Source organism: Kutzneria sp. NPDC051319 (genome assembly GCF_040682195.1).
Classification (GTDB): Bacteria; Actinomycetota; Actinomycetes; order Mycobacteriales; family Pseudonocardiaceae; genus Kutzneria.
Genome location: NZ_JBFBAM010000093.1, coordinates 1 through 22,699 on the forward strand (window position 1 = coordinate 1; position 22,699 = coordinate 22,699).

Annotated in this window: 24 protein-coding genes; 15 read left to right on the plus strand and 9 right to left on the minus strand. The window is 70.2% G+C overall.

Annotated features, from left to right (window positions below; genetic code table 11):
* Nucleotides 1-91 precede the first annotated feature (91 nt).
* The 3 genes from fbaA to AB0M73_RS44740 form a co-directional block, all read right to left on the minus strand.
* A complete protein-coding gene (gene fbaA, locus AB0M73_RS44730; protein WP_043720809.1) occupies nt 92-1,123 on the minus strand; it encodes a class II fructose-bisphosphate aldolase in 1,032 nt (343 codons plus the stop codon).
* 130 nt (nt 1,124-1,253) lie between these two features.
* Nucleotides 1,254-2,363, minus strand: a complete 1,110-nt coding sequence (locus AB0M73_RS44735) for a GGDEF domain-containing protein (RefSeq protein ID WP_363905418.1) — start codon at nt 2,361-2,363, stop codon at nt 1,254-1,256.
* Between the two features lie 397 nt (nt 2,364-2,760).
* On the minus strand, nt 2,761-3,996 hold the full coding sequence (locus tag AB0M73_RS44740; protein WP_363905421.1) for an MFS transporter: 1,236 nt from the start codon (nt 3,994-3,996) through the stop codon (nt 2,761-2,763).
* A 577-nt stretch (nt 3,997-4,573) separates the two neighbouring features.
* Between AB0M73_RS44740 and AB0M73_RS44745 the strand changes: the two genes are divergently transcribed.
* Complete coding sequence (locus AB0M73_RS44745; protein ID WP_363905503.1) at nt 4,574-5,458, plus strand: SDR family oxidoreductase; 885 nt, start codon at nt 4,574-4,576, stop codon at nt 5,456-5,458.
* 3 nt (nt 5,459-5,461) lie between these two features.
* Here the strand turns inward: AB0M73_RS44745 and AB0M73_RS44750 are convergent, their stop codons facing one another.
* Nucleotides 5,462-5,743, minus strand: a complete 282-nt coding sequence (locus AB0M73_RS44750) for a YciI family protein (RefSeq protein WP_363905424.1) — start codon at nt 5,741-5,743, stop codon at nt 5,462-5,464.
* 63 nt (nt 5,744-5,806) lie between these two features.
* Between AB0M73_RS44750 and AB0M73_RS44755 the strand changes: the two genes are divergently transcribed.
* The gene (locus AB0M73_RS44755) at nt 5,807-6,364 is read left to right on the plus strand and encodes a SigE family RNA polymerase sigma factor (RefSeq protein ID WP_363905427.1); all 558 of its coding nucleotides are present in this window, start codon (nt 5,807-5,809) and stop codon (nt 6,362-6,364) included.
* 8 nt (nt 6,365-6,372) lie between these two features.
* Here AB0M73_RS44755 and AB0M73_RS44760 read toward each other — a convergent pair whose 3' ends face one another.
* Nucleotides 6,373-7,137 carry a DeoR/GlpR family DNA-binding transcription regulator gene (locus AB0M73_RS44760; RefSeq protein WP_363905430.1) on the minus strand — a complete coding sequence of 255 codons (765 nt, stop codon included), beginning with the start codon at nt 7,135-7,137 and terminating at the stop codon, nt 6,373-6,375.
* Between the two features lie 55 nt (nt 7,138-7,192).
* Here AB0M73_RS44760 and AB0M73_RS44765 point away from each other — a divergent pair, with 55 nt between their 5' ends.
* From AB0M73_RS44765 to AB0M73_RS44800, 8 genes are all read left to right on the plus strand, one after another.
* Nucleotides 7,193-8,095: a sugar isomerase gene (locus AB0M73_RS44765; protein ID WP_363905433.1), complete on the plus strand. Its 903-nt coding sequence runs from the start codon at nt 7,193-7,195 to the stop codon at nt 8,093-8,095.
* A 15-nt stretch (nt 8,096-8,110) separates the two neighbouring features.
* Nucleotides 8,111-9,058 carry an ROK family protein gene (locus AB0M73_RS44770; protein WP_363905436.1) on the plus strand — a complete coding sequence of 316 codons (948 nt, stop codon included), beginning with the start codon at nt 8,111-8,113 and terminating at the stop codon, nt 9,056-9,058.
* Between the two features lie 103 nt (nt 9,059-9,161).
* Nucleotides 9,162-10,295: an N-acetylglucosamine-6-phosphate deacetylase gene (gene nagA, locus AB0M73_RS44775; RefSeq protein ID WP_363905439.1), complete on the plus strand. Its 1,134-nt coding sequence runs from the start codon at nt 9,162-9,164 to the stop codon at nt 10,293-10,295.
* A complete protein-coding gene (locus tag AB0M73_RS44780) occupies nt 10,286-11,122 on the plus strand; it encodes a class II fructose-bisphosphate aldolase (protein WP_363905442.1) in 837 nt (278 codons plus the stop codon). The genes nagA and AB0M73_RS44780 overlap by 10 nt, the downstream gene beginning before the upstream one ends.
* Nucleotides 11,123-11,132: 10 nt before the next feature.
* Complete coding sequence (locus AB0M73_RS44785) at nt 11,133-11,921, plus strand: hypothetical protein (RefSeq protein ID WP_363905445.1); 789 nt, start codon at nt 11,133-11,135, stop codon at nt 11,919-11,921.
* Between the two features lie 37 nt (nt 11,922-11,958).
* Nucleotides 11,959-12,720 (plus strand): VTT domain-containing protein, encoded by a 762-nt coding sequence (locus tag AB0M73_RS44790; protein WP_363905448.1) that lies wholly within the window; start codon nt 11,959-11,961, stop codon nt 12,718-12,720.
* A gap of 187 nt (nt 12,721-12,907) precedes the next feature.
* Nucleotides 12,908-14,281 carry an FAD-dependent monooxygenase gene (locus AB0M73_RS44795; RefSeq protein ID WP_363905451.1) on the plus strand — a complete coding sequence of 458 codons (1,374 nt, stop codon included), beginning with the start codon at nt 12,908-12,910 and terminating at the stop codon, nt 14,279-14,281.
* The gene (locus AB0M73_RS44800) at nt 14,257-14,865 is read left to right on the plus strand and encodes a TetR/AcrR family transcriptional regulator (protein WP_363905454.1); all 609 of its coding nucleotides are present in this window, start codon (nt 14,257-14,259) and stop codon (nt 14,863-14,865) included. The genes AB0M73_RS44795 and AB0M73_RS44800 overlap by 25 nt, the downstream gene beginning before the upstream one ends.
* Here the strand turns inward: AB0M73_RS44800 and AB0M73_RS44805 are convergent.
* Entirely contained in the window at nt 14,855-16,237 is a 1,383-nt protein-coding gene (locus tag AB0M73_RS44805) for an FAD-linked oxidase C-terminal domain-containing protein (RefSeq protein ID WP_363905457.1), read from the minus strand. The genes AB0M73_RS44800 and AB0M73_RS44805 overlap by 11 nt on opposite strands.
* Before the next feature lie 135 nt (nt 16,238-16,372).
* On the opposite strand from AB0M73_RS44805, the gene AB0M73_RS44810 reads away from it, so the two are divergent.
* The 5 genes from AB0M73_RS44810 to AB0M73_RS44830 all read left to right on the plus strand — a co-directional run bounded on the left by AB0M73_RS44810 (nt 16,373) and on the right by AB0M73_RS44830 (nt 20,889).
* Nucleotides 16,373-16,870, plus strand: a complete 498-nt coding sequence (locus AB0M73_RS44810; protein WP_043720775.1) for a MarR family winged helix-turn-helix transcriptional regulator — start codon at nt 16,373-16,375, stop codon at nt 16,868-16,870.
* Complete coding sequence (locus tag AB0M73_RS44815) at nt 16,867-19,446, plus strand: MFS transporter (protein WP_363905461.1); 2,580 nt, start codon at nt 16,867-16,869, stop codon at nt 19,444-19,446. The genes AB0M73_RS44810 and AB0M73_RS44815 overlap by 4 nt, the downstream gene beginning before the upstream one ends.
* A gap of 77 nt (nt 19,447-19,523) precedes the next feature.
* Complete coding sequence (locus AB0M73_RS44820) at nt 19,524-20,186, plus strand: DedA family protein (protein WP_363905464.1); 663 nt, start codon at nt 19,524-19,526, stop codon at nt 20,184-20,186.
* Between the two features lie 81 nt (nt 20,187-20,267).
* Nucleotides 20,268-20,678, plus strand: a complete 411-nt coding sequence (locus tag AB0M73_RS44825; RefSeq protein WP_363905467.1) for a hypothetical protein — start codon at nt 20,268-20,270, stop codon at nt 20,676-20,678.
* Between the two features lie 64 nt (nt 20,679-20,742).
* Nucleotides 20,743-20,889, plus strand: coding sequence for a hypothetical protein (locus tag AB0M73_RS44830; RefSeq protein WP_363905470.1), 147 nt, complete (start codon nt 20,743-20,745; stop codon nt 20,887-20,889).
* Here AB0M73_RS44830 and AB0M73_RS44835 read toward each other — a convergent pair.
* Genes AB0M73_RS44835 through AB0M73_RS44845 form a run of 3 tightly spaced genes read right to left on the minus strand, consistent with a single transcriptional unit; the run spans nt 20,872 to nt 22,585 of the window.
* Complete coding sequence (locus tag AB0M73_RS44835) at nt 20,872-21,249, minus strand: CoA-binding protein (RefSeq protein WP_043730820.1); 378 nt, start codon at nt 21,247-21,249, stop codon at nt 20,872-20,874. The two genes, AB0M73_RS44830 and AB0M73_RS44835, sit on opposite strands and share 18 nt — an antisense overlap.
* A gap of 8 nt (nt 21,250-21,257) precedes the next feature.
* Nucleotides 21,258-21,887, minus strand: coding sequence for a nucleoside/nucleotide kinase family protein (locus AB0M73_RS44840; protein WP_363905473.1), 630 nt, complete (start codon nt 21,885-21,887; stop codon nt 21,258-21,260).
* Nucleotides 21,881-22,585, minus strand: a complete 705-nt coding sequence (locus tag AB0M73_RS44845; RefSeq protein WP_363905476.1) for a PfkB family carbohydrate kinase — start codon at nt 22,583-22,585, stop codon at nt 21,881-21,883. Before AB0M73_RS44845 ends, AB0M73_RS44840 begins: the two co-directional genes overlap by 7 nt.
* Nucleotides 22,586-22,699: the final 114 nt, after the last annotated feature.

Consider the following 22,699-nt stretch of genomic DNA (forward strand, 5'->3'; position numbering starts at 1 on the left):
CCATCCCCCCAAACGCGCCCCAACCCCCCCCACACCCCCCCCCCCCCCCCCCAGCGGCTCTCCCCCCCGACCCACGAAGACTGACCCGGACTCAGCCGGCGATCATGCGACCGCTGGACTTGAGGTGCTCGGCGGCCTGCGCGATGCGGGCGGCCATGCCGACCTCGGCCGCCTTGAGGTAGCTGCGCGGGTCGTACACCTTCTTGTTGCCGACCTCGCCGTCGATCTTCAGCATGCCGTCGTAGTTCTTGAAGAAGTGGTCGACGATCGGCCGGGTGAAGGCGTACTGGGTGTCGGTGTCGATGTTCATCTTCACCACGCCGTAGCTGACCGCCTCGGCGATCTCCTCCGGCAGCGAGCCGGAGCCGCCGTGGAAGACCAGGTCGAACGGCTTGGTGCCGGGCTTGCCGAGCTTCTCGGCCACCACGTCCTGGCCGGCCTTGAGCACCTCGGGGCGCAGCTTGACGTTGCCCGGCTTGTAGACGCCGTGCACGTTGCCGAAGGTGGCGGCCAGCAGGTAGCGGCCCTTCTCACCGGCGCCCAGCGCGGCCAGCGTCTTCAGGAAGTCCTCGTTGGAGGTGTAGAGCTTGTCGTTGATCTCGTTGGCGACGCCGTCCTCCTCGCCGCCGACGACACCGATCTCCACCTCGAGAATGATGTTGGCCTTGGCCGCCTGGTCGAGCAGCTCGGCGGCGATCGTCAGGTTCTCGTCCAGCGGCACCGCGGAGCCGTCCCACATGTGCGACTGGAACAGCGGGTTCTCGCCGCGGGCCACGCGCTCCTGGCTGATGGCCAGCAGCGGGCGGACGAAGCCGTCCAGCTTGTCCTTGGGGCAGTGGTCGGTGTGCAGCGCGATGTTGACCGGGTACTTGGCCGCCACCACGTGCGCGTACTCGGCCAGCGCCGCCGCGCCGGTGACCATGTCCTTGACCTTGGTGCCGGACAGGAAGTCGGCGCCGCCGGTGGAGACCTGGACGATGCCGTCGCTCTCCGCCTCGGCGAAGCCGCGAAGCGCCGCGTTCAGCGTCTCCGAGGAGGTCACGTTGATCGCCGGGTAGGCGAACTCGTTCGCCTTCGCCCGGTCCAGCATCTCGGCGTAGACCTCGGGGGTCGCGATAGGCATCGGTCGTCACTCCTCGGGATTTCGACGTTTTCGCGCACCATCCTACGAGGCGGCCGCCGGCGGCGAACCGCCGAGCGGATCCGCCCGCTGGAACGATACAGTCAGCGCCGCCGGAGCGACACGTCCGGATTCAGGCCGCGATGGCCAGCACCGGTTTGCGTAGCCGGGTCCAACTGACCACCCGATTTCGCCCGGTGTTCTTCGCCTCGTACAGCGCGGCATCGGCCGCTAGTAGCAAGGGTTCGATGTCGTCGCCGGCGCTCGGGAAGGTCGACACCCCGATCGACGCGGACAGATTGCGGATCACCGTCGTCCGTCCTTCGACAGGCGCCTCCACGGCCAACTGCGTGACCGCATGCCGGATCCGCTCGGCCACGCCGACGCCGTCGTCCTCGGTCATGCCGGGTAGCAGCACGACGAACTCCTCGCCGCCGAACCGGCCGACCGAGTCGTAGTCGCGGACCTCGCCGGAGATCGCGTCGGCCACCGCCTTGAGCACCGCGTCGCCGGCCACATGCCCGTAGGTGTCGTTGACCTTCTTGAAGTGGTCGAGGTCGACCATCAGCAGGCCGAAGCCCTCATTGGCCCGCAGCGCCCGGGAACGCTCACGGCCCGCTCTACGGTGCCAGCCCTCGCTGTTGAACAGACCGGTTTTGCTGTCCTTGCTTGCCTTTTCCTCGACCTGCTTCAGCAGCACGGAGCGGTGCAGCATGAGCACCGGCGGCAGCGCGAGCACAACAAGCGCGGGGCTGTAGGACAACGCGAAAGCGAGCAATGCTCCGTAGAACAGGGTCGAGATCTCCAACATGTGCTTGGAGAGATCGCCGAAAACCTTGCGCACGGTGACGCCGGGCGTGGCATAGAGCGCGACGCGGCCCGCGATCAGCGCCACGTCGACGACGGCATAGACCACAATGCCGGCGATGATGGCCAGAACTGTGACGGCGTCGACCGTCGGGCCGAACAAATGGCCGGGGCCGCCGACCAACGACAGCAGACCGGTGGTCGCCGCCGCGGACAGCATCAGCACTCCCATGCCGAACAGCCGTCGATGCCAGGCCACGAACGGATTGCGCAGCTGGTAGTGGATGTAGACCAGGGTGATCAATGCCGCGGTGAGTGGCACGGGCAGCACGAGCACGCCGGCGAACAGCCACACCGAGGCAAGATCGACGTGTCCGGGCCCGGCCAGTTCTCGACGGGACCGCTCGATTCCGCGGGCGAGTTCGGTGTGAGCCACTGCACAGAAGACCAGAACACCGAATATCAACCACTGACTCGCAGTGACTGTCACGTTCAGCGCCAATAGCACTACCGTAAGTAGCGCCGTGAGCTGAACGAGCAGCAGATACCCGATCGCCTTCTTGGGCACCGAGAACAGGGCCCACCTGGGGAAAATTGAGCTCGCCGACACACCGGACACGGAGACCCCCTCTGGGACGGCGGAACACGAATAGGCATCGGCGCTTGTCACAGACCTGGAAAACTCACCATGGGGAGTGCACACTGACCACGGCGAAGCCTGCAAGGCCTGTTCGGGAAGGGGTACGTCTGATGACGGTGTCGCCGCTGAGAAGCTGGGAGCCCTCCTAGAGCTCCACTGCCATGGCGAGGCGGGCCGATGATCGTCGGCCCGCCTAGGCAACATGACCGACCTCCTGCAACCGGCTCCGCCGCCAGGCGACGGACAACCCGATCCCGGCGACCACAGCCGCCAATCCCGCGATGGCGATGGCTCCTGACGGACCCATGCCATCGGCGAGAACACCCGCGAGCGCCACCGCAATGCCTTGCGCGGCAATCGCTCCCGAGGACATCAACCCGATCGCCTGCCCCCTGCCGACGACGGGTGTGCGCTGAATGAACGCGGGTGGCGCGACCACCATGTAGGCGGCCGCCACCCCGGACAGCGCGAACAACACGCAGGAGACCACGAGATTCGGCTCCAGCGCACAGATGAACAGCGGCAGCCCGGACAGGGCGGCCAGCGGTCCGATCAGCCGGAGCCTCAGCTCCGGAGCAATTCTGGTGATGACGAGCGCGCCCACGATGGCGCCGACCGGCGTCGCCGCGAGCAGCCAACCCACATCAACCGGATTCGGCGTCGGCGTGTGGTTGAGCGCCGACAGGTAGGGCACGACCAGGCCCTCAGCGGCGACCGGCAGGCCGATCATCCAGATCATCAGGGCCAGCGTGCGCAGCTGGGCGTCGGCCCAGATCAGCCGCGCGCCGCGACGGGTCGAGGTCCACAGTGTCACGTGCTCGCCGGCCACCGCGCCGGTCGCCGGCCGGCTGCGCACGCCAAGCGTGAGGAAGGCTGCGGACACCGCGAAGCTGGCCGCGTTCACGCCGAGCGCGCCGTAGGGCGTCAGCAGTCCGACCAGAAAGCCGCCGGCGGCGAAGCCGGCGACCTGTGAGATCTGGCCGACGACCGCGCGCAGGCTCTGTCCGACGGTGAGCTCATCGCCTGAGAGAACATCCGCCAAAAGGGCTCCGCGCGCCGCATTCGACGGCGAGCCAAGCAGTTGGGTGAGGAAAAGTAGGGCAAACAGCGGCGGCAACGACACATTCGGGATCGCCATGAGCGCCATCAGCGCGGCTCGGGTCAGATCGGCGCACACCATCACAGTGCGGCGCGGATAGCGATCGGCGAGGCCGGCGAGCAACGGCCCGAACAACGCGGGCAACATAGTCAGCGCAAAGGTCAACGCGGCCAATGCAGCAGAGCGTGTTCGATCGAACACAAGAAGTGACAATGCGACCCGGGCGATCTGATCACCCGCGGTGGAAACGAGCTCGGCCAGCCACAAGGCCCGGAACTCGCCGTTGGCGAATACGTCCCGGTACCTGGCAGCGCGCCCGGTCCCCTCCAACTTGCGCCCCTCGTCTCCCCCGTACCCCGCCCTCCCAGTAGCGGAGACAGTTCGTTTCCTGTCGTTTCGTCCGGTAGCCCGTCACCCCTGGCAGGCTCTTCCTCTCTCACCGTAGCCAGCGCTATCCCGCCAACCCAGCTCATTCAGATATCGATCGCGTCATTCACAGTTGACTTTCCGTGATCGTACGGTCGCAGGGCCGATCCGCAAAGGGGTGACCGGCAGTTCGGGCCGAAGGGTCTGCCCCGGACGATCACGCCCGGCAGCACGGGCTGGTTCAGGACTATGTTCGAATCGCGGTGAAGATCGGAACATCGGACCTTGACGGCCCGCGGGAAGGGTTCGAACGGTTGAAGGGGAACCCGGAAACATCGTTCACCGACCCCCGACATATGTCGAGGCCGAGGGCGTTTTTTCGCCACTTCCGACTTCCCTTCCGCACCCTCCGCCAACTCTCACGCGCCCCGCCCGTTCGCCGTGCAGTTTATTGAACTCGCCAGTAGCTTACTGACGGTAGGTTGCGCTACCGTGCCTACCAGGAGCCCTCGGCGAGGAGGCACGTGTGACCACGAACACCATGGCTGGCAAGGTGGTGCTGATCACCGGCGCGGCGCGGGGCATCGGGGCCGAGACGGCGCGCCGCCTGGCGGCGCTCGGGGCCAAGGTCGCCCTGGTCGGGCTGGAAAAGGAGCTGCTGGCGGCGACGGCCGAAGAGTGTGGCCCGGACGCCGGTGCCTGGGAGGCCGACGTCACCGACTGGGAAGCCCTGGAAACCGCGGTCGGCGGCGTGATGGAGCGCTACGGGCGGATCGACGTGGTGATGGCCAACGCCGGCATCGCCGCCACTGGTTTCGTCCGCTCCATCGACCCGGCGGCGTTCGAGCGGACCATCGAGATCAACCTGCTCGGGGTGTGGCGGACCGTGCGCGTCTGCCTGCCCCACCTCATCGCCAGCCGCGGTTACTGCCTGGTGGTGTCCTCGCTGGCCGCCATCTCGCACGCCCCCGGCATGGCCGCCTACGCGGCCAGCAAGGCCGGCGTCGACGCGTTCTCCGACAGCCTGCGGGCCGAGGTCCGCCATCTCGGCGTGGACGTGGGCACCGCGTACTTCTCCTGGATCGCCACCGACATGGTCACCAGCGCCGACCAGCACCCCGTCTTCGGCAAGATGCGCAGCCGCCTGCCCGGCCCGCTGGGACGCACCTACCAGGTGTCCGACGTGGGCAAGGCCGTGGTCGTGGGCATCAACCGCCGGGCCAAGGCCATCCACGTGCCGGGCTGGGTCGGCGGCCTCAAGCTGTTCCGCGGCATCGTCAACCAGCTGTCGCTGCCGGTCACGGCGATGGGCGCCAAGGACGCCGACCAGGCCGCGCTGGACGACATCAAGGCCCGCGGCGCGGAAGCCTCGCGGCCGGTCGGCCCGGGCGGCGCCGCCGGCTTCGAGAGCCGGCGCGCCCGGTAAAACTCAATCCAGCCAGACGCCCAGGACGGGGGTCCAGGCGGTCACCTTGGTCGAGGCGATGACCTCGGCCGCCTTGTACGGGTCGTTGTCGAGCACCTTCTGCATCTCGGCCTCGTCGTCGACCTCGAAGACCAGCAGGCCGCCGTCGTCCGCCGTCCACGCCCCGGCGGCCAGCACCTTGCCCTGCCCGGCCAGTGCGCGCAGGTAGTCGCGGTGCTCCGGCCGGACGGCGTGCCGGCGGGGCACGTCCTCGATGTAGCTGTACTCGACGGCGTACTTGGGCACCGTTACCTCCCTTGTGAGCATTCGCCAATCAAACTAATGCACCGGTTGGGTATTCTCGCCGCCGTGGACGTGCAGCCGAACAGCGTTGAGCGGACCCTCTCCAGCCTCCGGGCGGTGGACGGCCCGGAACCTTCCACGGCTGCCCCGCTGACCTTGGAGGACCTCTACCGCCAGCACCGGATGCGGTTGGTCCGGTTGGCGATCCTGCTGGTGGACGAGCCGGCGACGGCCGAGGACGTGGTGCAGGAGGCCTTCACCGGCCTGCACCGCAACTGGGGCGGGCTGCGGGACGCCCAGGCGGCGGTCGGCTACCTGCGGACCGCGGTGGTCAACGGCAGCCGGTCGGTGCTGCGCCGCCGCAAGACCGCCCGCGACTACACCCCGCCGCACACCGCCAACGCCCGCTCGGCGGAGAGCCTGGCGATGCTGACGGCCGAGCACCAGGCCGTGGTCAACGCCCTGTCCAAGCTGCCGCCGCGCCAGCGTGAGGTGCTCGTGCTGCGCTACTACGGGGACCTGTCGGAGGCCGAGATCGCCGACGCCACCGGCATCTCCAAGGGCACCGTGAAGTCCACGGCCAGCCGCGCGCTGGACGCCCTGCAGAAGGCCATGGCCACCTAGGCGACCGACTAGACGAGCTGCACGTCGATGCCGTGGTCGCGGAACTGCGCGACCACGGCATCGTCGGCTTCGGTGTCGGTGATCAGGCCGTCGACCTGCTCGATGGGGCAGATCCGCACGAAGGCCGAGCCGCCCAGCTTGGACGAGTCGGCCACCACCACGACCCGCCCCGACCGCTCGGCCAGCAGCCGGTTGATTGCGGCCTCGCCCTCGTTGCGGGCCGACGCGCCGAGCTTGGGGTCCACGTGGTCGACGCCGAGGAAGATGACGTCCAGCGTCAGCTCGTCGGGGATGAGCCGGGCCAGCGGCCCGATCAGCTCGTAGGACTGCGGCCGCACCACGCCGCCGGTGACGACCAGCTTGATCTGCTGCCGGACGGTCAGCTCGTTGGCGATGTTGAGCGCGTTGGTGACGATGGTCAGGTCCAGCTCCGACCGGGCGGCCAGGGCCCGCGCCACCTCGGTCGCGGTGGTGCCGCCGTTCAGCCCCACCACCGCCCCCTTCTCCACGAGCGCGGCCGCGGCGCGGGCGATGCGCAGCTTGGCGTCGGCGTGCCGGGCGGTCTTGTAGCGCAGCGGCAGGTCGTAGGACACGGCGTGGGCGACCGCACCGCCGCGGGTGCGGGTGAGCAGCTGCTGCTCGGCGAGGTGATCGAGGTCACGGCGGATGGTCGCGGCGGAGACCTGGAGCTCCTCGGCGATGTCCTCGACCTCCACCCGGCCCCGCTCGGCGAGCAGCTCCAGCAGGGCGGTGAGCCGCTCGTACCGATTCATCCGCAGACCCCTTCATTGCGTGTTTGTGCACGAGTACCCTGTGTTTCGAACAGCTATGAGCAGTCGAGGGGGCACTGTGCACTTCGTCGAGACCGAGATCATCTCGCAGCCGGACTGCTGGCGGCGGGCCGTCACGCTGGCGCCCGACAGTCTGCCAGCGCCGGGCGAGCGCGTCGCGGTGATCGGGTGCGGCACGTCGTGGTTCGTCGCCCAGTCCTACGCCCAGCTACGGGAGGCCGCCGGCCAGGGAGAGACCGACGCCTTCGCCGCCTCCGAGTTCCCGTTCTCGCGGCGCTACGACCGGGTCGTGGCCATCACCCGCTCCGGCACGACCACCGAGGTGCTGGACGCGCTGGACCGGCTGCGCGGGCGGACGCCGACCCTTGCGCTGATCGGCGATCCGGAGACGCCCATCGTCGACAAGGCGAACGAGCTGGTGGTGCTGGACTTCGCCGACGAGCGGTCGGTGGTGCAGACCCGCTTCGCCACGACCGCGCTGGCCCTGCTGCGCGCCAGCCTGGGCGAGGACCTCGGCCGGGCGATCGCCGACGTCGAGCTGGCCGTCGTCGAGCCGCTGGACGAGGAGCTGTTCGACGTCGAGCAGTTCACGTTCCTGGGGCGCGGCTGGACCAACGGCCTGGCCCTGGAGGCCGGGCTGAAGATGCGCGAGGCGGCCGGGGCCTGGACCGAGGCCTACCCGGCCATGGAGTACCGGCACGGCCCGATCAGCATCACCGGCCCCAACCGGATGGCGTGGATGTTCGGGACCGCCCCGGAGGGGCTGCCCGAGCAGGTGGCCGCCACCGGCGGCCGGTTCCGCGCCGGCGACCGCGACCCGATGGCCGAACTCGTGACCGTTCAGCGACTGGCCGTGGCGATCGCGCTGGACCAGGGCCTCGACCCGGACCAGCCGCGGCATCTCACCCGCTCCGTTGTCTTGCGAGGTGTAGACCAATAATGCTTATCTCCGCTCGTGGCTCGCACTAGGTACGTGGTGGCCGTCGACGTCGGCGGCACGGACATGAAGGCCGCCCTGGTATCCGGCACGCCGACCGCGGCGACCGTGGTGACCAGCAGGCGCCGCGTCACCCCACGCGGTGAGGACGGCACTGGCACCGCGCATGCGGTGGTCAGCGCGATCGTCGAGCTGGTGGACGAGTTGCGCGGGGCCGTCGACCATCCCGTCGACGCCGTGGGCGTGGTCGTGCCGGGCGTGGTGGACGAGGCCGAGGGCATCGGCGTCTTCTCGGCCAATCTCGGCTGGCGGGACTTCCCGTTCCGGCTGCTGCTGGCCGAGCGGACGGGCCTGCCCGTGAGCTTCGGCCACGACGTGCGGGCCGGCGGGCTGGCCGAACACCGGCTCGGCGCCGCCCGCGGCCTGACCGACGTCGTGATCATGCCCATCGGCACCGGCATCGCCGCCGCGCTGATGATCGGCGGCCGGCTGCACGTCCACGGCGGCGAGTTGGGGCACGTCGACGTCGGCCACGGCGAGCTGTGCGGCTGCGGGCAGCGCGGCTGTGTGGAGGCCGTCGCCTCCTCGGCGGCCATCGCCCGGCGCTACTCGGCCCGCACCGGCCAGCAGGTCGACCGGGCCTCGGTGGTGGCCGACCTGGTGCGGGCCGGCGATCCGGACGCCGTCGCCGTCTGGCACGACGCCGTCGACGCCCTGGCCAAGGGCATCCTGATCGCCGCCACGCTGCTCGGGCCGGAGGCCGTGGTGCTGGGCGGCGGCCTGGCACTGGCGGGTGATCTGCTCATCGAGCCGTTGCGCAAGCGGCTGGCGGAACTGATCGTGTTCCAACGGCAGCCCGATTTGCTGCTCGCCGCCCTCGGCGATGAGGCAGGCTGTCTGGGAGCTGCGCTGATGGCTATCGATGCCGTGGACGCGCCGGCCTCTGGAGGTGAAGGACGGACATGACACGTCTTTTCAGTGGCATGGCCGTCCGAGCCGAAGAGGCCGGCCTCGTGGCGTCCACGGCCCCGCCCGGGACGGGCGGCATGGACACTGCCGTGGAGGGCTAGTGGGTGACCTGGTGCTTGCTGGCGGTCGGGTGCTCACACCCGACGGCGTGCTCGACCCCGGCTGGGTGTCGGTGGCGAACGGCCGGATCGACGCCGTCGGCGCCGGCAAGCGGCCAGATGCGACTGTCGACCTGGGCGGCAGCTGGCTGGTGCCGGGTTTTGTCGACGTGCACTGCCACGGCGGCGGCGGTCGGGCGTTCACCGGCCACGACCCGGGCCTGGCCATCGCGGCGCACCGCCGGCACGGCACCACCACCACGATCGCCAGCCTGGTGTCGCGGCCGATCAAGGAGCTGGCCCGGCAGATCGAAGAGCTCGGGGACCTGGTGCGCGGCGGGGACGTCGCCGGCATCCACCTGGAGGGCCCGTTCCTGTCGGCGGCCCGCTGCGGCGCGCACGACCCCCGGGTCCTGCGGCCGCCGGATCTCGACTCCGTGCGCGCGCTGCTCGCGGCCGGCGAAGACACGATCAAGATGGTGACCATCGCGCCGGAGCTGGAGGGCGCGGTCGAGGCCACGAAACTGTTGGTGGACAACGGGGTCATCGTCGCGATCGGACACACCGACGCCTCCGAGGCGCAGGTCGTCCCGGCGGTGGACGCGGGCGCGTCGGTGGCCACGCACCTGTTCAACGGCATGCGGCCGCTACACCACCGCGAGCCCGGCCCGATCGGCGCGCTGCTGGACGACGAGCGGGTCAGCGTCGAGCTGATCTGCGATCTCGTGCACCTGCACCCGACAGCCGTCCGGCTGGCCGCGCACCACGCCGGCCCGTCCCGGACCTTGCTGATCACGGATGCGATGGCCGCGGCCGGCATGGGCGACGGCGTCTACGACCTCGGCGGGCTGGAGGTCACCGTCCAGGACGGCGTGCCGACCCTGGCCGGCGGCTCGCTGGCCGGCAGCACCCTGACCATGGACCTGGCGTTCCGGAACTTCGTGCAGCAGTGCGGGTTGTCGATGGCCGAGGCCGTCGCCGCGACCGCCGGCCGTCCCGCGCAGCTGCTGGGCCTAGCCGATCAGGTGGGCGCGATCGCCGTCGGGTTGCGGGCCGATTTTGTCGTGCTGGACAACGACTTGCGAGTGCAGGACGTGTACCGCGGGGGTTCACGGGAGGACCGAACGTGGCACTGACGCCGACCGGCGAGATCGTCGACGCCGCCGCCCTCGCGGGCCGGGGTGTCGGCGCGTTCAACGTGATCCAGCTGGAGCACGCCGAGGCGCTGGTCGCCGGGGCGGAGGCGGCCGGGGCGCCGGTCGTGGTGCAGATCAGCGAGAACGCCGTGCGCTATCACGGTTCGCTGGCCCCGATCGGGCTGGCGACACTGGCCGTGGCCCGGCAGTCGTCGACCCGCGTCGCCGTGCACCTCGACCACGCGGAGAGCGCGGACCTGGTGGACGAGGCGGTGGCGCTGGGCTTCACCAGCGTCATGTTCGACGCGTCCAAACTGGACTACGCGGAGAACGTGCGCACGACCGCCGAGGTTGTCCGACGCTGCCACGCCGCGGGCGTGCACGTGGAGGCGGAGCTCGGCGAGGTCGGCGGCAAGGACGGCGTGCACGCGCCCGGCGCTCGGACGGATCCGGACCAGGCCCGCGAGTTCGTCGAGGCAACCGGGGTCGATGCGCTGGCCGTCGCCGTCGGCAGCTCGCACGCGATGCTGACCCGGGACGCCGTCCTGGACTTCGAGCTGATCGCGCTGCTGCGGAACAAGGTCGGCGTGCCGCTCGTGCTGCACGGTTCCTCGGGTGTCGCCGACGCCGACCTCACCCGTGCGGTCGACGCGGGGATGACGAAGATCAATATCGCAACGCATCTGAACACCGCGTTCACCGCCGCCGTTCGGACCTATCTGGCCGACAATCCGCAGGTCGTGGACACCCGTAAGTACCTCGCCCCCGGTCGGGCCGCCGTCGCCGCCGAGGTGACCCGGCTGCTCGGCGTGCTCCGCAGCAACTAACGTGGTCGCCGTGAGCAAGTCCGACGACCCGGAGCGGCTGCTGGCGGAGGCCCTGCGGGCCCAGGCGGTGAGCACGCCGGTGACGATGCCGCCGCTGCCGGCCGTGCTGACCAAGGCCGCCGAGCCGGCCCCGGAGCAGCCCGAAGCCGCCGCCTCGGACGAGGCCGCCGCGGACGAGGCCCCTGATGACGCGGCCGTCGAGGACGAGTCGCCGGACCAGGACGCCGCCGCTGAGTCCGAGCAGCCGGTCGTCCCCGAGCAGCCGGTCGACTCCGAGCCGAGTGACTCCGAGTCGGATGACTCCAAGCTGGGTGACTCCAAGCTGAGTGACTCCAAGCTGGGCGACGAGGCGGCCGCGGCCGCCGTGGCGGAGCCCAAGGCCAACCCGAGGCCGCCCGCCGGGTCCGGGGACGGCGCGTTCACCGAGGAGATGGTGCTGCGCGAGCTCAGCTCCGGCCCCATGACCGGCGAGCTGGCCACCATCCGCATCAACAACTCGCAGCACCAGTACGAGACCGAGCGGTTCTCGCCGCTGGAGAACCTGTACGGGCCGGTCGGCGCGGGTCCCGGCTTCGGGCTGATCTCCGGCAGCGAGGTCGGCAGCACCGTCGGGCCGCCGGTCGGCGAGTTCGACCACCTGCTGCCCGAGCTTCCGACCCGGGCCACGGCCACCAACGCCGTGCCGACGACCAGGATGCGCACCGAGCGCGGGCAGGTGCCGGGCTGGCTGATCCTGCTGTTCGCGCTGGTGTTGGGGCTGGCCGGCGGGGCCGTGGCCGGGCTGCTGAGCATGCTGTAAATCGGACACTCAGCCAACACCTGTACCTTGGGGAATCGTGAACACCGCGTTCCTCGCGAGCACGACCACCACTGTCGCCCTGCCGGGTTGGCTCGACGCCAACACCATCCTGCAGGGCCTGGGCCCGTACGTCTTCGTCGGCGTGGCTCTGCTGATCTTCGCCGACTGCGGCATCCTGATCGGCTTCCTGATCCCGGGTGACACCCTGCTGTTCACCCTGGGCCTGCTGATCGCCCAGCGCGTGGTGGACATGCCGATCTGGCTGGCCTGCGTGATCCTCTCGGTGTGCGCGGTCGTCGGCAACGTGACCGGCTACTACATCGGGGCCGCGATCGGCCCGAAGCTGTTCAGCAACCCCGATTCCAAGATCTTCAAGCGCAAGCACATCGAGCACACCCACGAGTTCTTCGAGAAGTACGGCGCCCGAGCCATCATCCTGGCCCGCTTCGTGCCCATCGTGCGCACGTTCATCACCGCCGTCGCCGGCATCAGCAAGATGGACCAGCGCAAGTACTTCACGTACTCCGCCCTCGGCGGCGTGCTGTGGGCCGTCGCCGTGCCGCTGCTTGGCTTCTTCCTGGGCCAGGTCCCGCTGGTGCACGACCACCTGGAGATCTTCCTGGTGGCCATCCCAGTGCTGTCGGTCATCCCGATCGTGTTCGAGGTGATCAAGGGCCGCCGCGAGCGCATCGCCCGCGCGGCCGCCGCGGCCGAGGCTCCGACCCTGGACGCCACCCAGCAGTTCGACATGCGCGGCGAGGACATGGACGCCACCCAGCGCATCGACCGCATCCGCTGACCCAGCCTCACTTCTTAGCCACGTGAGTGGCTCATGTGCGTTCTGAGCGCACATGAGCCACTCAGGTAGGCCCCCAGGCGCACCTAAGCCACTCACGTGCCGCCGAGACCGCCCCTCGACAGGGGCGGTTTCTTCTGGTGAAATTAGTAAACAGTGCTGTACTGTTTACTAATTGGAGGGAGGAGTCATGACGGTGCTGATCGCGGGCGCGGGGCCGACCGGACTGACGGCGGCCTGCGGGCTCATGCAGCGGGGAGTGCCGGTGCGGGTGCTGGACGCGGCCGAGGGCCCGGCGACGACGTCGCGGGCGCTGGGCCTGCAGCCACGAGGGGCGGAGGTGATCAACCGGGTCCGGGCCCTGGGCGACCTGCCGGAGCGGGGCATGACCATCGGCTTCGTCAAGGCGATGGCCGGCGGCAAGCCGGTGATGACGCTGCGGCTGGAGCACATGAAGGGCAAGGGGGCGCTGATCGGCCAGTCGGAGATCGAGAAGTCGTTGCGGGGCCGGCTGTCCGAGCTGGGTGGCAAGGTGGAGTGGGGCCGGGCGGTCACCGCCGTCGAGCAGGACGTGCACGGTGTCACCGTGCACGCCGGGGAGCCGATCCGCGGCGACTGGCTGCTGGGCTGCGACGGCTCGCACAGCGCGGTCCGCAAGCTGATGGCCATCGACTTCCCGGGAGTGCCGCTGGCGGAACGGTTCCTGCTGGCCGACGTGCACGTGGACTGGCCGCTGTACCGCGGCGGCGTGACGACCTGGCTCGGCGACGGCGGCATGTTCGCGGCTTTTCCGTTGCCGGGCAAGGATCTCTGGCGGTTGCAGGCCGACCTGCCCGGCGCCGGCCCGGTCGACGTGGTGGCCGAGCTCCGGGCGCTGCTGCCGGCGCGAACCGGCCTGCGGGCCGATTTCCTCGGCTGCGACTGGACTTCCTCGTTCACCATCCACCGGCGGCTGGCCGCAACCTACCGCCGCGGCCGGGTTTTCCTGGCCGGCGACGCGGCCCACGTGCACAGCCCGTTCAGCGGCCAGGGCATGAACACCGGCGTCGGCGACGCCGAGAACCTGGCGTGGAAGCTGGCGATGGTGATCAACGGCCGGGCCCGCGAGCGGCTGCTCGACACCTATCAGGGGGAACGGCGGCGCGTCGCCGAGGAGGTGCTGAGCGGCACCAGCGCGCTGACGTCGTTCGCGCTGGGCCTCGGCTTCTGGCGGCGGCTGCTGCGGGACACGGTCATCCTGCCGCTGCTCAATCTCCCGGCCGTGCAGAAGAAGATGTTCGGGCAGTGGAGCCAGCTCGCCCTCACCTACCGCCGCGGCCCGCTGGGCCCGTACGGGGACCGCGACCCGGAGATCGCCGAGCGGTGGACCGACGGCCGCTGGGTGTTGGTGGCGCCGGCCGAGAACGACCCGCACGTGGCCGTGGCCCGGCGCTTCCTCGGCGACAACCTGCTCGTCGAGACCGGACCGGCGGTCAAGCTGGTCCGCCCCGACGGCCACCTGGCTTGGCAGGGACGGCCGTCACCGGCAAGGCTGACCATGTGGCTGGAAAATCTGACGAGCTGAAGTCCGCGGGCCGGCCCCGCGACCCCGAGGCCGACGAGGCGATCCTGCGGGCGGCGCTGGAGCTGTTCGCGGAGCGCGGCGTGGACGGCACCAGCATCGAGCAGATCGCCAAGCGGGCCGGGGTGGCCCGGCTGACCGTCTACCGGCGTTGGTCGTCCAAGGAGGAGCTGCTGGCCCAGGCCATCGCCTACGGCCGCAACGCCCCCGACCTCACCGACGAGGAGTACGACACGCTGCCGTACCCGGAGGTGATGGCCCGGATGCTCGGCTCGATGGCCGACTCCATCGCCGACCGCAGGCTGGCCCCGCTGATGGCCCAGCTGATGGGCTCCACCTTCAGCCACCCCGAGCTGTTCGACGCCTTCTGGGCGGCGTCCGGGGCCAAGCGCCGCGAGGGCGGGGTCCGCCTGGTGCGGCGGGCCATCCGCGAGGGCATGCTGCCGGCCGACTCCGACCCCGACGTGATCGTGGACATCATCATCGGCGCGGTGTTCTACCGGATGCTGGTGCCGCCCCGGCACGACGACGTCGGCGAGTACGTGCTCCGGGTGCTGCGCCAGGTCGGCTTCCGCGCTACTCCATAGCGAACATCGAGCCCGGGTTGAACAGGTTGCCCGGGTCCAGCGCCTGCTTGATGGAGCGGTGCACGGCCAGTCCGACCGGTCCGATCTCGCGGGCCAGCCACTCCCGCTTGATCTTGCCGATGCCGTGTTCGCCGGTCACCGTGCCGCCCAGACCGAGGCCCAGCTCCAGGATCTCGTCGAAGGCGACGCGGGCCCGGGCGAACTCCTCGGCGTCGGCCGGGTCGTAGACCAGCGTCGGGTGCATGTTGCCGTCGCCGGCGTGCCCGACCACAGCCACCTTGACCCGGTTCCGCTCGCCGATGACCTGGCAGCCGGCGATGAGGTCGGCGATGGCGGTCCGCGGCACGCACACGTCGTCGGTCAGCCACGCGCCGTAGACCTCCAGCGCGGTCAGCACGGCCCGCCGGGCGGTGAGCAGCATCTTGCCCTCGGCCAGATCCGTCGTCACGTAGGTCATGTCCGCGCCGGCGGCCTGGCAGGCCAGCTCCACCTTCTCCAGCTCCAGCCGGGCCACCTCGCCGCCGGAGTCGGACTGGCACAGCAGCAGGGCCTCGCAGCCGGGCGGCCCGACCTCGGTCCGCAGGTGCTGCTCGACGGCCTTGATGGAGACGGCGTCCATGATCTCCATCAGCGACGGCACGGTGCCGCTGCGCACGATGCTCGTCACGGCGACGCCGGCCGCCGCGGTGGTGCTGAACGCTGCCACCAGCGTGGCCGGGGCCTGCGGCAGCGGCCGCAGCGACAGCACCGCCTTGGTGATCACGCCGAGCGTGCCCTCGCTGCCGATGAACAGCTTGGTCAGGTCGTAGCCGGCGACACCCTTGACTGTGCGCCGCCCCGTCTTCAACAGCGTGCCGTCCGCGAGCACGACTTCCAGCCCCAGCACGGAGTCCGTGGTCACGCCGTACTTCACGCAGCACAGGCCGCCGGCGTTGGTGGACAGGTTGCCGCCGATGGAGCACCAGTCGTAACTGGAGGGGTCGGGCGGATAGAACAGGCCGTGCTTCTCCACGGCATCGCGCAGATCCAGGTTGACCACGCCGGGTTCGACCACGGCCAGCCGGTTGTCCTGGTCGATCTCCAGGATGGCGTTCATGCGGGTGGTCACCAGCATCACGCAGCCGTCGATGGCGTTGGCCGCGCCCGACAGGCCGCTGCCCGCGCCGCGTGGCACGATCGGCACGCCGGCTTCGCCGCAGATGCGGACCACCGCCTGCACCTGCTCGACGTCCTCCGGGAACACCACGGCCAGCGGCTGCCCGACCGGGGCCAGCGGCATCATGTCCCGGCTGTAGGTGGCGGTGACATCCGGATCGACACGCACGGAGTCGGCGCCGAGCGCCTGCTGCAAGGCCTGAACGACAGCGTTCATGCACTTCACCGTAGTCACCCGGTCGAGTGTTGAGTTTCACAACCATTGGACTTGCCCACTACTCTGAACGAGCAGATGCTTGTACTATCCAACTGATTGGTTGGAGCAACCATCGATCTTCGAAGGAGGTAGGACATGGAGACGACCCAGGAGCGGCTGGACAACGCCGACCAGCTGGGCCTCCAGCTGGTCCGCTTCCTTCGGCTGCTCGATCGGGCCAGCCACCAGTTCACCGACAAGCCGCACGGCGTCGAGAAGGCCGGCTACATGCTGATGGCCCACCTGGTGATCAACGGCCCCAAGCGGACGAGCACGCTGGCCGAGGGGGTCCACTCGGACCCGTCCACGGTCAGCCGACAAGTGGCCCAACTCGTCCGCGCCGGCCTCGTCGAGCGGCGCGCCGACCCGATGGACGGCCGCGCGTGTCTGCTGGCCGCCACCGAGGACGGCCGCCAGCTCTTCGACGACCTGCGCACCAAGCGCAACCAGCACCTCGACCAGATGCTCGCCACCTGGCCGCTGGACCGCCGTCAGCAGCTCGTGGAGCTGTTCGACGCGCTCAACACCGATATCGAGAACTACCGACCGCAGATGGCCACCGCGATCGCCGAGCAGCGAAAGGCAACACGATGACGAGCACGGCCGCTCCGGTGGCGGCGCCTACTTCCAAGGCAGAGCACGTCCCCGGCACCTTCACCCACCGCCAGATCCTCACCATCCTGTCCGGCCTCATGCTGGGCATGTTCCTGGCGGCGCTGGACCAGACCATCGTCTCCACCTCGATCAGGACCATCGCCGACCAGCTGCACGGCCTCGACCAGCAGGCCTGGGCCACCACGGCGTACCTGATCACCTCGACCATCGCGACGCCGCTGTACGGCAAGCTGTCCGACATGTACGGCCGCAAGCCGTTCTACCTGGCCGCGATCATCATCTTCGTGGTCGGCTCGCTGGCCTGCACCTTCTCCACCTCGATGTACGAGCTGGCCGCGTTCCGGGCCTTCCAGGGCCTCGGCGCCGGCGGCCTGATGTCGCTGGCCCTGGCCATCATCGGCGACATCGTGCCGCCGCGGGAGCGGGCCCGCTACCAGGGCATGTTCCTGGCCGTGTTCGGCACCTCCAGCGTGCTCGGCCCGGTCATCGGCGGCGCCCTGGCCGGCCAGTCCAGCATCCTGGGCATCGACGGCTGGCGCTGGGTCTTCCTGGTGAACGTGCCGATCGGCATCGCCGCCTTCGCGGTCGTCGCCCTCGTGCTCAACCTGCCGCGCCGGGCCTCCAGCGTGAAGCGGCGCATCGACTGGCTGGGTTCGGCCTTCATCACCATCGGCCTGGTGCCGCTGCTGATCGTGGCCGAGCAGGGCCGCGAATGGGGCTGGACCTCGCAGAACGCGTGGATCTGCTACATCGTCGGCGCCCTGGGCCTGATCGCCTTCGTGGTTGCCGAGCACTACGCCAAGGACGACGCCCTGATCCCGCTGCGGCTGTTCCGCAGCTCGGTGTTCAGCCTGACCTCGGTCACCGGCGTGCTGGTCGGCGTGGCGATGTTCGGCGGGATCGCGATGATCCCGCAGTACCTGCAGATCGTGAAGGGCAACACCCCGACCCAGTCCGGCCTGCTGATGCTGCCGTTCGTGCTGTCGATGATGGTCGCCTCCCTCGGGTCCGGCATCATCACGTCCCGCACCGGCCGCTACAAGCTGTTCCCGGTCATCGGCACCGTGCTGCTCGGGGCGGGCGCCGTGCTGTTCGCCACCCAGCTGCACTGGGACACCAGCCTGGTCGAGGTCGACATCTACATGGCGATCTTCGGCATCGGGCTCGGCCTGTGCATGCAGACGCTGACGTTGGCCACCCAGAACGCGGTGCCGCCGCGGGACATGGGTGTGGCCACCTCGTCAGCGACCTTCTTCCGGTCCATGGGCGGCACCGTCGGCACCGCCGTCTTCCTGTCGCTGCTGTTCAGCACGGTCGGCGGCAAGATCGCCGACGCGTTCCAGGCCATCGTGCCGACGCAGGCGTTCCAGACCGCCATCCACACGCCGTCGGTCGTGCAGGATCCCAGCAACGCCATGCTGTTCGCCGCGCTCAAGGGCGGCAACGACGCGGGCGGGGCGCTGCAGGACTCGTCGTTCATCCAGAAGCTCAACCCGGCGATCCTGGCCCAGCCGTTCCAGGAGGGCTTCACGAACGCGATGCACATCGTGTTCATCGGCGCCGCGATCGTGGCCGCCGTGGCCTTCATCCTGACGGTCTTCACCAAGGAGGTGCCGCTGCGCACGCAGTCCGGCATCCAGGCGCAGGCCGCCGAGGAGGGCGGCATCGTGCTGACCACGGATGAGCCCGTGCCCGCGGCGGTCGCCAGCGCCACCGAGCCGTTCGACACCAACGGAAAGCACGCGCTGAACGGAAACGGCAACGGAAACGGCCACACGCACCTGGCCGGCACCTTGATCGGCACTCCGCTCACCGGCTTCGTGCGGCGGCCCGACGGCAGCCCGGTGCACTCCGCCGCACTGACCGTGATCGACCTCAACGGCAAGCAGGTCGGGCGGACCGTCAGCGGGCAGGACGGCGGCTACGACCTGGCCGCCCCGGCCAACGGCACCTACGTGCTGATCGCGTCGGCCGGCTCGCACCAGCCGCAGGCCTCGACCGTCGTGGTCAACGGCGCCCCGGTCAGCTTCGATGTGGTGCTCACCGGCACCGCCGGCCTGGTCGGCGTCGTCTCGGCGCTCGGCGGCGCCCCGGTGGTCGAGGCCACCGTGACGCTGGCCGACGTCCGCGGCGAGGTCGTGGCCTCGCGGTCCACCGACGGCGGCGGCTCGTACCAGTTCGCCGAGCTGGTCGGCGGCGAGTACACCCTCGTCGTCAGCGCCGAGTCGTTCCGGCCCGCCGCCATGCCCGTCAGCATCGGCGACACCGGCACCACCCGGGCCGACGTCGAACTGGCCGGCGGCGCCACCCTGGCCGGCATCGCCCGCAACAGCGCCGGCGACCCGCTGGCCGACGCCCGCGTGACCCTGGTCGCGCCGGACGGGCAGGTCGTCGCGGCCACCACCACCGGTGCGGACGGGCAGTACAACTTCGGTGATCTGTCCGAAGGGGACTACACGGTGATCGCCAGCGGCTACCCGCCGGTGGCCGCCGCTCTGCGTGTTTCCGCAGGTCAGGAAGCAGTTCACGACGTGCGGCTGGGCTACTCGGAGTAAAGGTCATCCGGTGCGGCGGCTGTCCCCTTCACACGGTTCGGGGACAGCCGCCGCACTGACCACATAGGGTGTCTGGCGTGCACCCGCACGAGATGGCCTTCGGTTCACTGGACGCCGTCGGCCCCGTAGTGCTGACGGTGATCGCCCTCGTGTGCATTTTCGTCGAGTGCGGCTTCCTGATCGGCCTGCTGTTTCCCGGCGATTCCCTGCTGTTCACCGCAGGCATCTTCTTCGCCCAGCAGCACCAGGCCGGCCAAGCCTGGATCTTCGCCGGCCTGGCCTGGGCCGCCGGCGTCGGCGGCGGGCAGCTCGGCTACCTGTTCGCCCGTAAGACCGGGCACCGGTTCGTGGCCCGCCGCGACGGCAAGATCCTCAACAAGCGCAACCTGGAGCGGGCCCAGCGCCTGTTGGACGGGTGGGGCTTCTGGGCCGTCACCCTCGCGCGCATGGTGCCGTGGGTCCGCACCGTCGTGCCCACCATCGCCGGCGCCGCCGGGATGAACCCCGTGAAGTTCCTGCTCGCCTCCGTGGTCAGCACCGCCGCCTGGGTCGGCGTGTTCATGACCGTCGGCTACTTCGGCACCGGCCTGCTCGACCAGGTCCCGTGGCTCAAGACCGCCGCCCTGGTGATCGCCGTCGGCGTGGTCGTCACCACCACCGTCGTCGGGATCATCCACTACCGCCAGGACAGCCGCCGCCCCGTCGAGCCCGAGTCGATCACGGGCCACGTCGACGCCTGACGCCTTCTCACCGTGCGAGTGTCCACTTCGGACGCTAACTTCGGGTCGACCGCCCGTGCACGTTCCGTCAGGAGGCGCAAGATGCTTCGGACCATGGTCGCCGTCGCCACGCTGCTCACCGCCGCCGCGCTGACGGCGCCGTCGGCCCCGGCCGAGGCCCCGTGCGGCCACGGCACCTTGAGCGGCGGCCAGCTCACCTGGTGCAAGGTCACCAACGACTGGGGCCAGCTGGAGGCCTTCGCCCAGTGGGGCGGCAGCGACGACGGTGTCGCCGTCCAGCTGCTCCGCAACGGCCAGCAGAACAACATGACCGTCTATCTCGACCAGGCCGACCACCCCAACCCCGCCTCCGGCCAGTGGGCCGGCTGGGTCGCCCGCGGCAAGGGCTTCGCCAACAAGACCTCCGGCCTGCGCGCCGGCCTCTGGTTCCGCGGCTGCGCCACCGACGACAACCAGCACTTCCTGTGCACCGGCTGGACCAACTACCGCTGACCCTCGACCGGCTCGGCCGGAGCTGCTCGGTTACCTCCGGCCGGTCGGCGACGGCTTCGAGCCGGTGACGGTGTTCGGCCACGCGCTCACGGAGCCGTCCGACGAGGACGACGCGGCGACGGTGCTGGACGCGGTGGGCCTGAGCTACCTGGCTGACCGGTGGTTGCTGACCCTGCCGGTGCCGACCGATCGGCTACAGCCCGAGCGTTGAGCGCTCGACGGCGATGCAGCGGTCCTCGACGTAGGGCAGCCCGGCGGCCTCGGCGATGGCGCGGGCCTGGTCGTTGGCGATGCCCAGTTGGAGCCAGAGGGCGCCGGCCTTGACCTGGACGGCCTGCTCGGCGATGGCGGGGGTCTCGTCGGCGGGGCGGAACACGTCGACGATGTCGATGTGCTCGGGGATGTCGAGCAGGCTGCGGTAGGCCTTCTCGCCGAGGATCTCGGTGGCGGTGGGGTGCACCGGGATCACCTTGTAGCCGGCGGCCTTGAGTGAGGCCGGCACGGAGTGCGCGGCCTTCCAGGGCTGGGTCGACAGCCCGACGACGGCGATCGTGCGGGCCGAGGTCAGCATTTCCTTGATCACGTCAGCTCCTCCTCAGCGATGACGAGGTCGGCCCGCCCCGAAGTGGCGTTGACCCGCACCGCGTTGGCCTGATCAGAGCCTAACGCGCGGCCGCGGGCCTGGTCGGGGGAGCGGCCGAACGCCTCGTGACGGGCGATCAGACGGGCAATCCGGACCTCCTCGGACGGGGCGAGGAACCAGATGTCGTCCACCAGCAGCCGCACCTCGTCCCACGGCCGGTCGGGCAGTAGGAGGTAGTTGCCCTCGGTCACGACGAGCGGAACGGAGGCGAACACCGGCACGGCGCAGGCGATGGGCTCCTCGATCTCGCGCCGGAACTCGGGGGCGTAGACGGTGTAGTCGCCGTGCAGCCGCAACCGTTCCAGCAGGTCGACGTAGCCGCCGACGTCGAACGTGTCGGGCGCGCCCTTGCGCTCGGCCCGGCCGAGGCGGTCAAGCTCCCGCTGCGCGAAGTGGAAGCCGTCCATGCCGACGAGCACGGCCCGGTCCTCGCCGAGGGCCTCGACCAGCCGCGCGGCCAGGGTGGACTTGCCGGCGCCGGGCGCGCCGCAGATGCCCAACAGAGATCGGTCCCTGCTGTCGATCAACTGCTCGGCCCGCGCCACCAGGTCGTCGAACTTCACCAACTGCCCCCTCGAACCTCGTCCACCCAGCCGCGCGGGCCGACGTGGCGCACCTTGACCGACGCGACCCGGTTGGCCAGGTCGATCAGCCCGGGCAGGTCGTCGGCGGTGGGCACACGGCCCAGCCGGCCGATGCCGAACGTCAGCGCCCCGTGCCAGACGTCGCCGGCGCCGGAGGTGTCCCGGGCGGCGACCCGCTGGGCCTCGACCACGCCGGTCTTCCCGTCACACGACCATTCGACGGCGCCGGGGCCATGGGTGCGGATCACGACCGGCACGTCACGGTCATGCAATTCCCTTGTGCTGTAAGGATAATTCGCCGAGCAGGCGCAGACGTCCACCAGCGGCAGCAGTTCGGAGTGCACGTCCTTGAGGCTGCCGGCGTCGAGCACGGTCGGCGCCGTCGCCCGGGCCACCCGCAGCGCCAAAGCCGGATGGTGCCCGTCGACGAGGACGGCGTCGGCCTCCAGGATCTCCACCGGCGGGGAAATCGTGGTGCCGGCGGCATTGTGCGACACCACGGTCCGCTCGCCGTCCCGGTCCCGCACCGTCACGGCGCTCACCGTCGGTGGATCCTGCTTGGCCGGCAACAGATCCAGCACGGTCACGCCGTGATCATCCAGGTCCCGCAAGGCCAGCATGGCCAGCGGATGGGCGCCGAGCCCGGTGATCAACGTCGGGATGCCGCCGAGGGCCGCCACCGCGACAGCGGCGTTGGGGGGGGGGGGCCCCCCCCCCCCCCCCCCCCCCAACCGGAGGACCAACAAAACCCCCACGGGGGGTATAGGCCCCCCCCAGGACAACAAGAACAAAAG

Coding starts and splice junctions, on each gene's coding strand:
- fbaA (WP_043720809.1), bottom strand. CDS start 1,123: ATGCCTATCGCGACCCCCGAGGTCTACGCCGAGATGCTGGACCGGGCG.
- AB0M73_RS44795 (WP_363905451.1), top strand. CDS start 12,908: ATGACGGTGCTGATCGCGGGCGCGGGGCCGACCGGACTGACGGCGGCC.
- AB0M73_RS44765 (WP_363905433.1), top strand. CDS start 7,193: ATGAGCAGTCGAGGGGGCACTGTGCACTTCGTCGAGACCGAGATCATC.
- AB0M73_RS44825 (WP_363905467.1), top strand. CDS start 20,268: ATGCTTCGGACCATGGTCGCCGTCGCCACGCTGCTCACCGCCGCCGCG.
- AB0M73_RS44760 (WP_363905430.1), bottom strand. CDS start 7,137: ATGAATCGGTACGAGCGGCTCACCGCCCTGCTGGAGCTGCTCGCCGAG.
- AB0M73_RS44805 (WP_363905457.1), bottom strand. CDS start 16,237: ATGAACGCTGTCGTTCAGGCCTTGCAGCAGGCGCTCGGCGCCGACTCC.
- AB0M73_RS44835 (WP_043730820.1), bottom strand. CDS start 21,249: ATGCTGACCTCGGCCCGCACGATCGCCGTCGTCGGGCTGTCGACCCAG.
- AB0M73_RS44745 (WP_363905503.1), top strand. CDS start 4,574: ATGGCTGGCAAGGTGGTGCTGATCACCGGCGCGGCGCGGGGCATCGGG.
- AB0M73_RS44810 (WP_043720775.1), top strand. CDS start 16,373: ATGGAGACGACCCAGGAGCGGCTGGACAACGCCGACCAGCTGGGCCTC.
- AB0M73_RS44815 (WP_363905461.1), top strand. CDS start 16,867: ATGACGAGCACGGCCGCTCCGGTGGCGGCGCCTACTTCCAAGGCAGAG.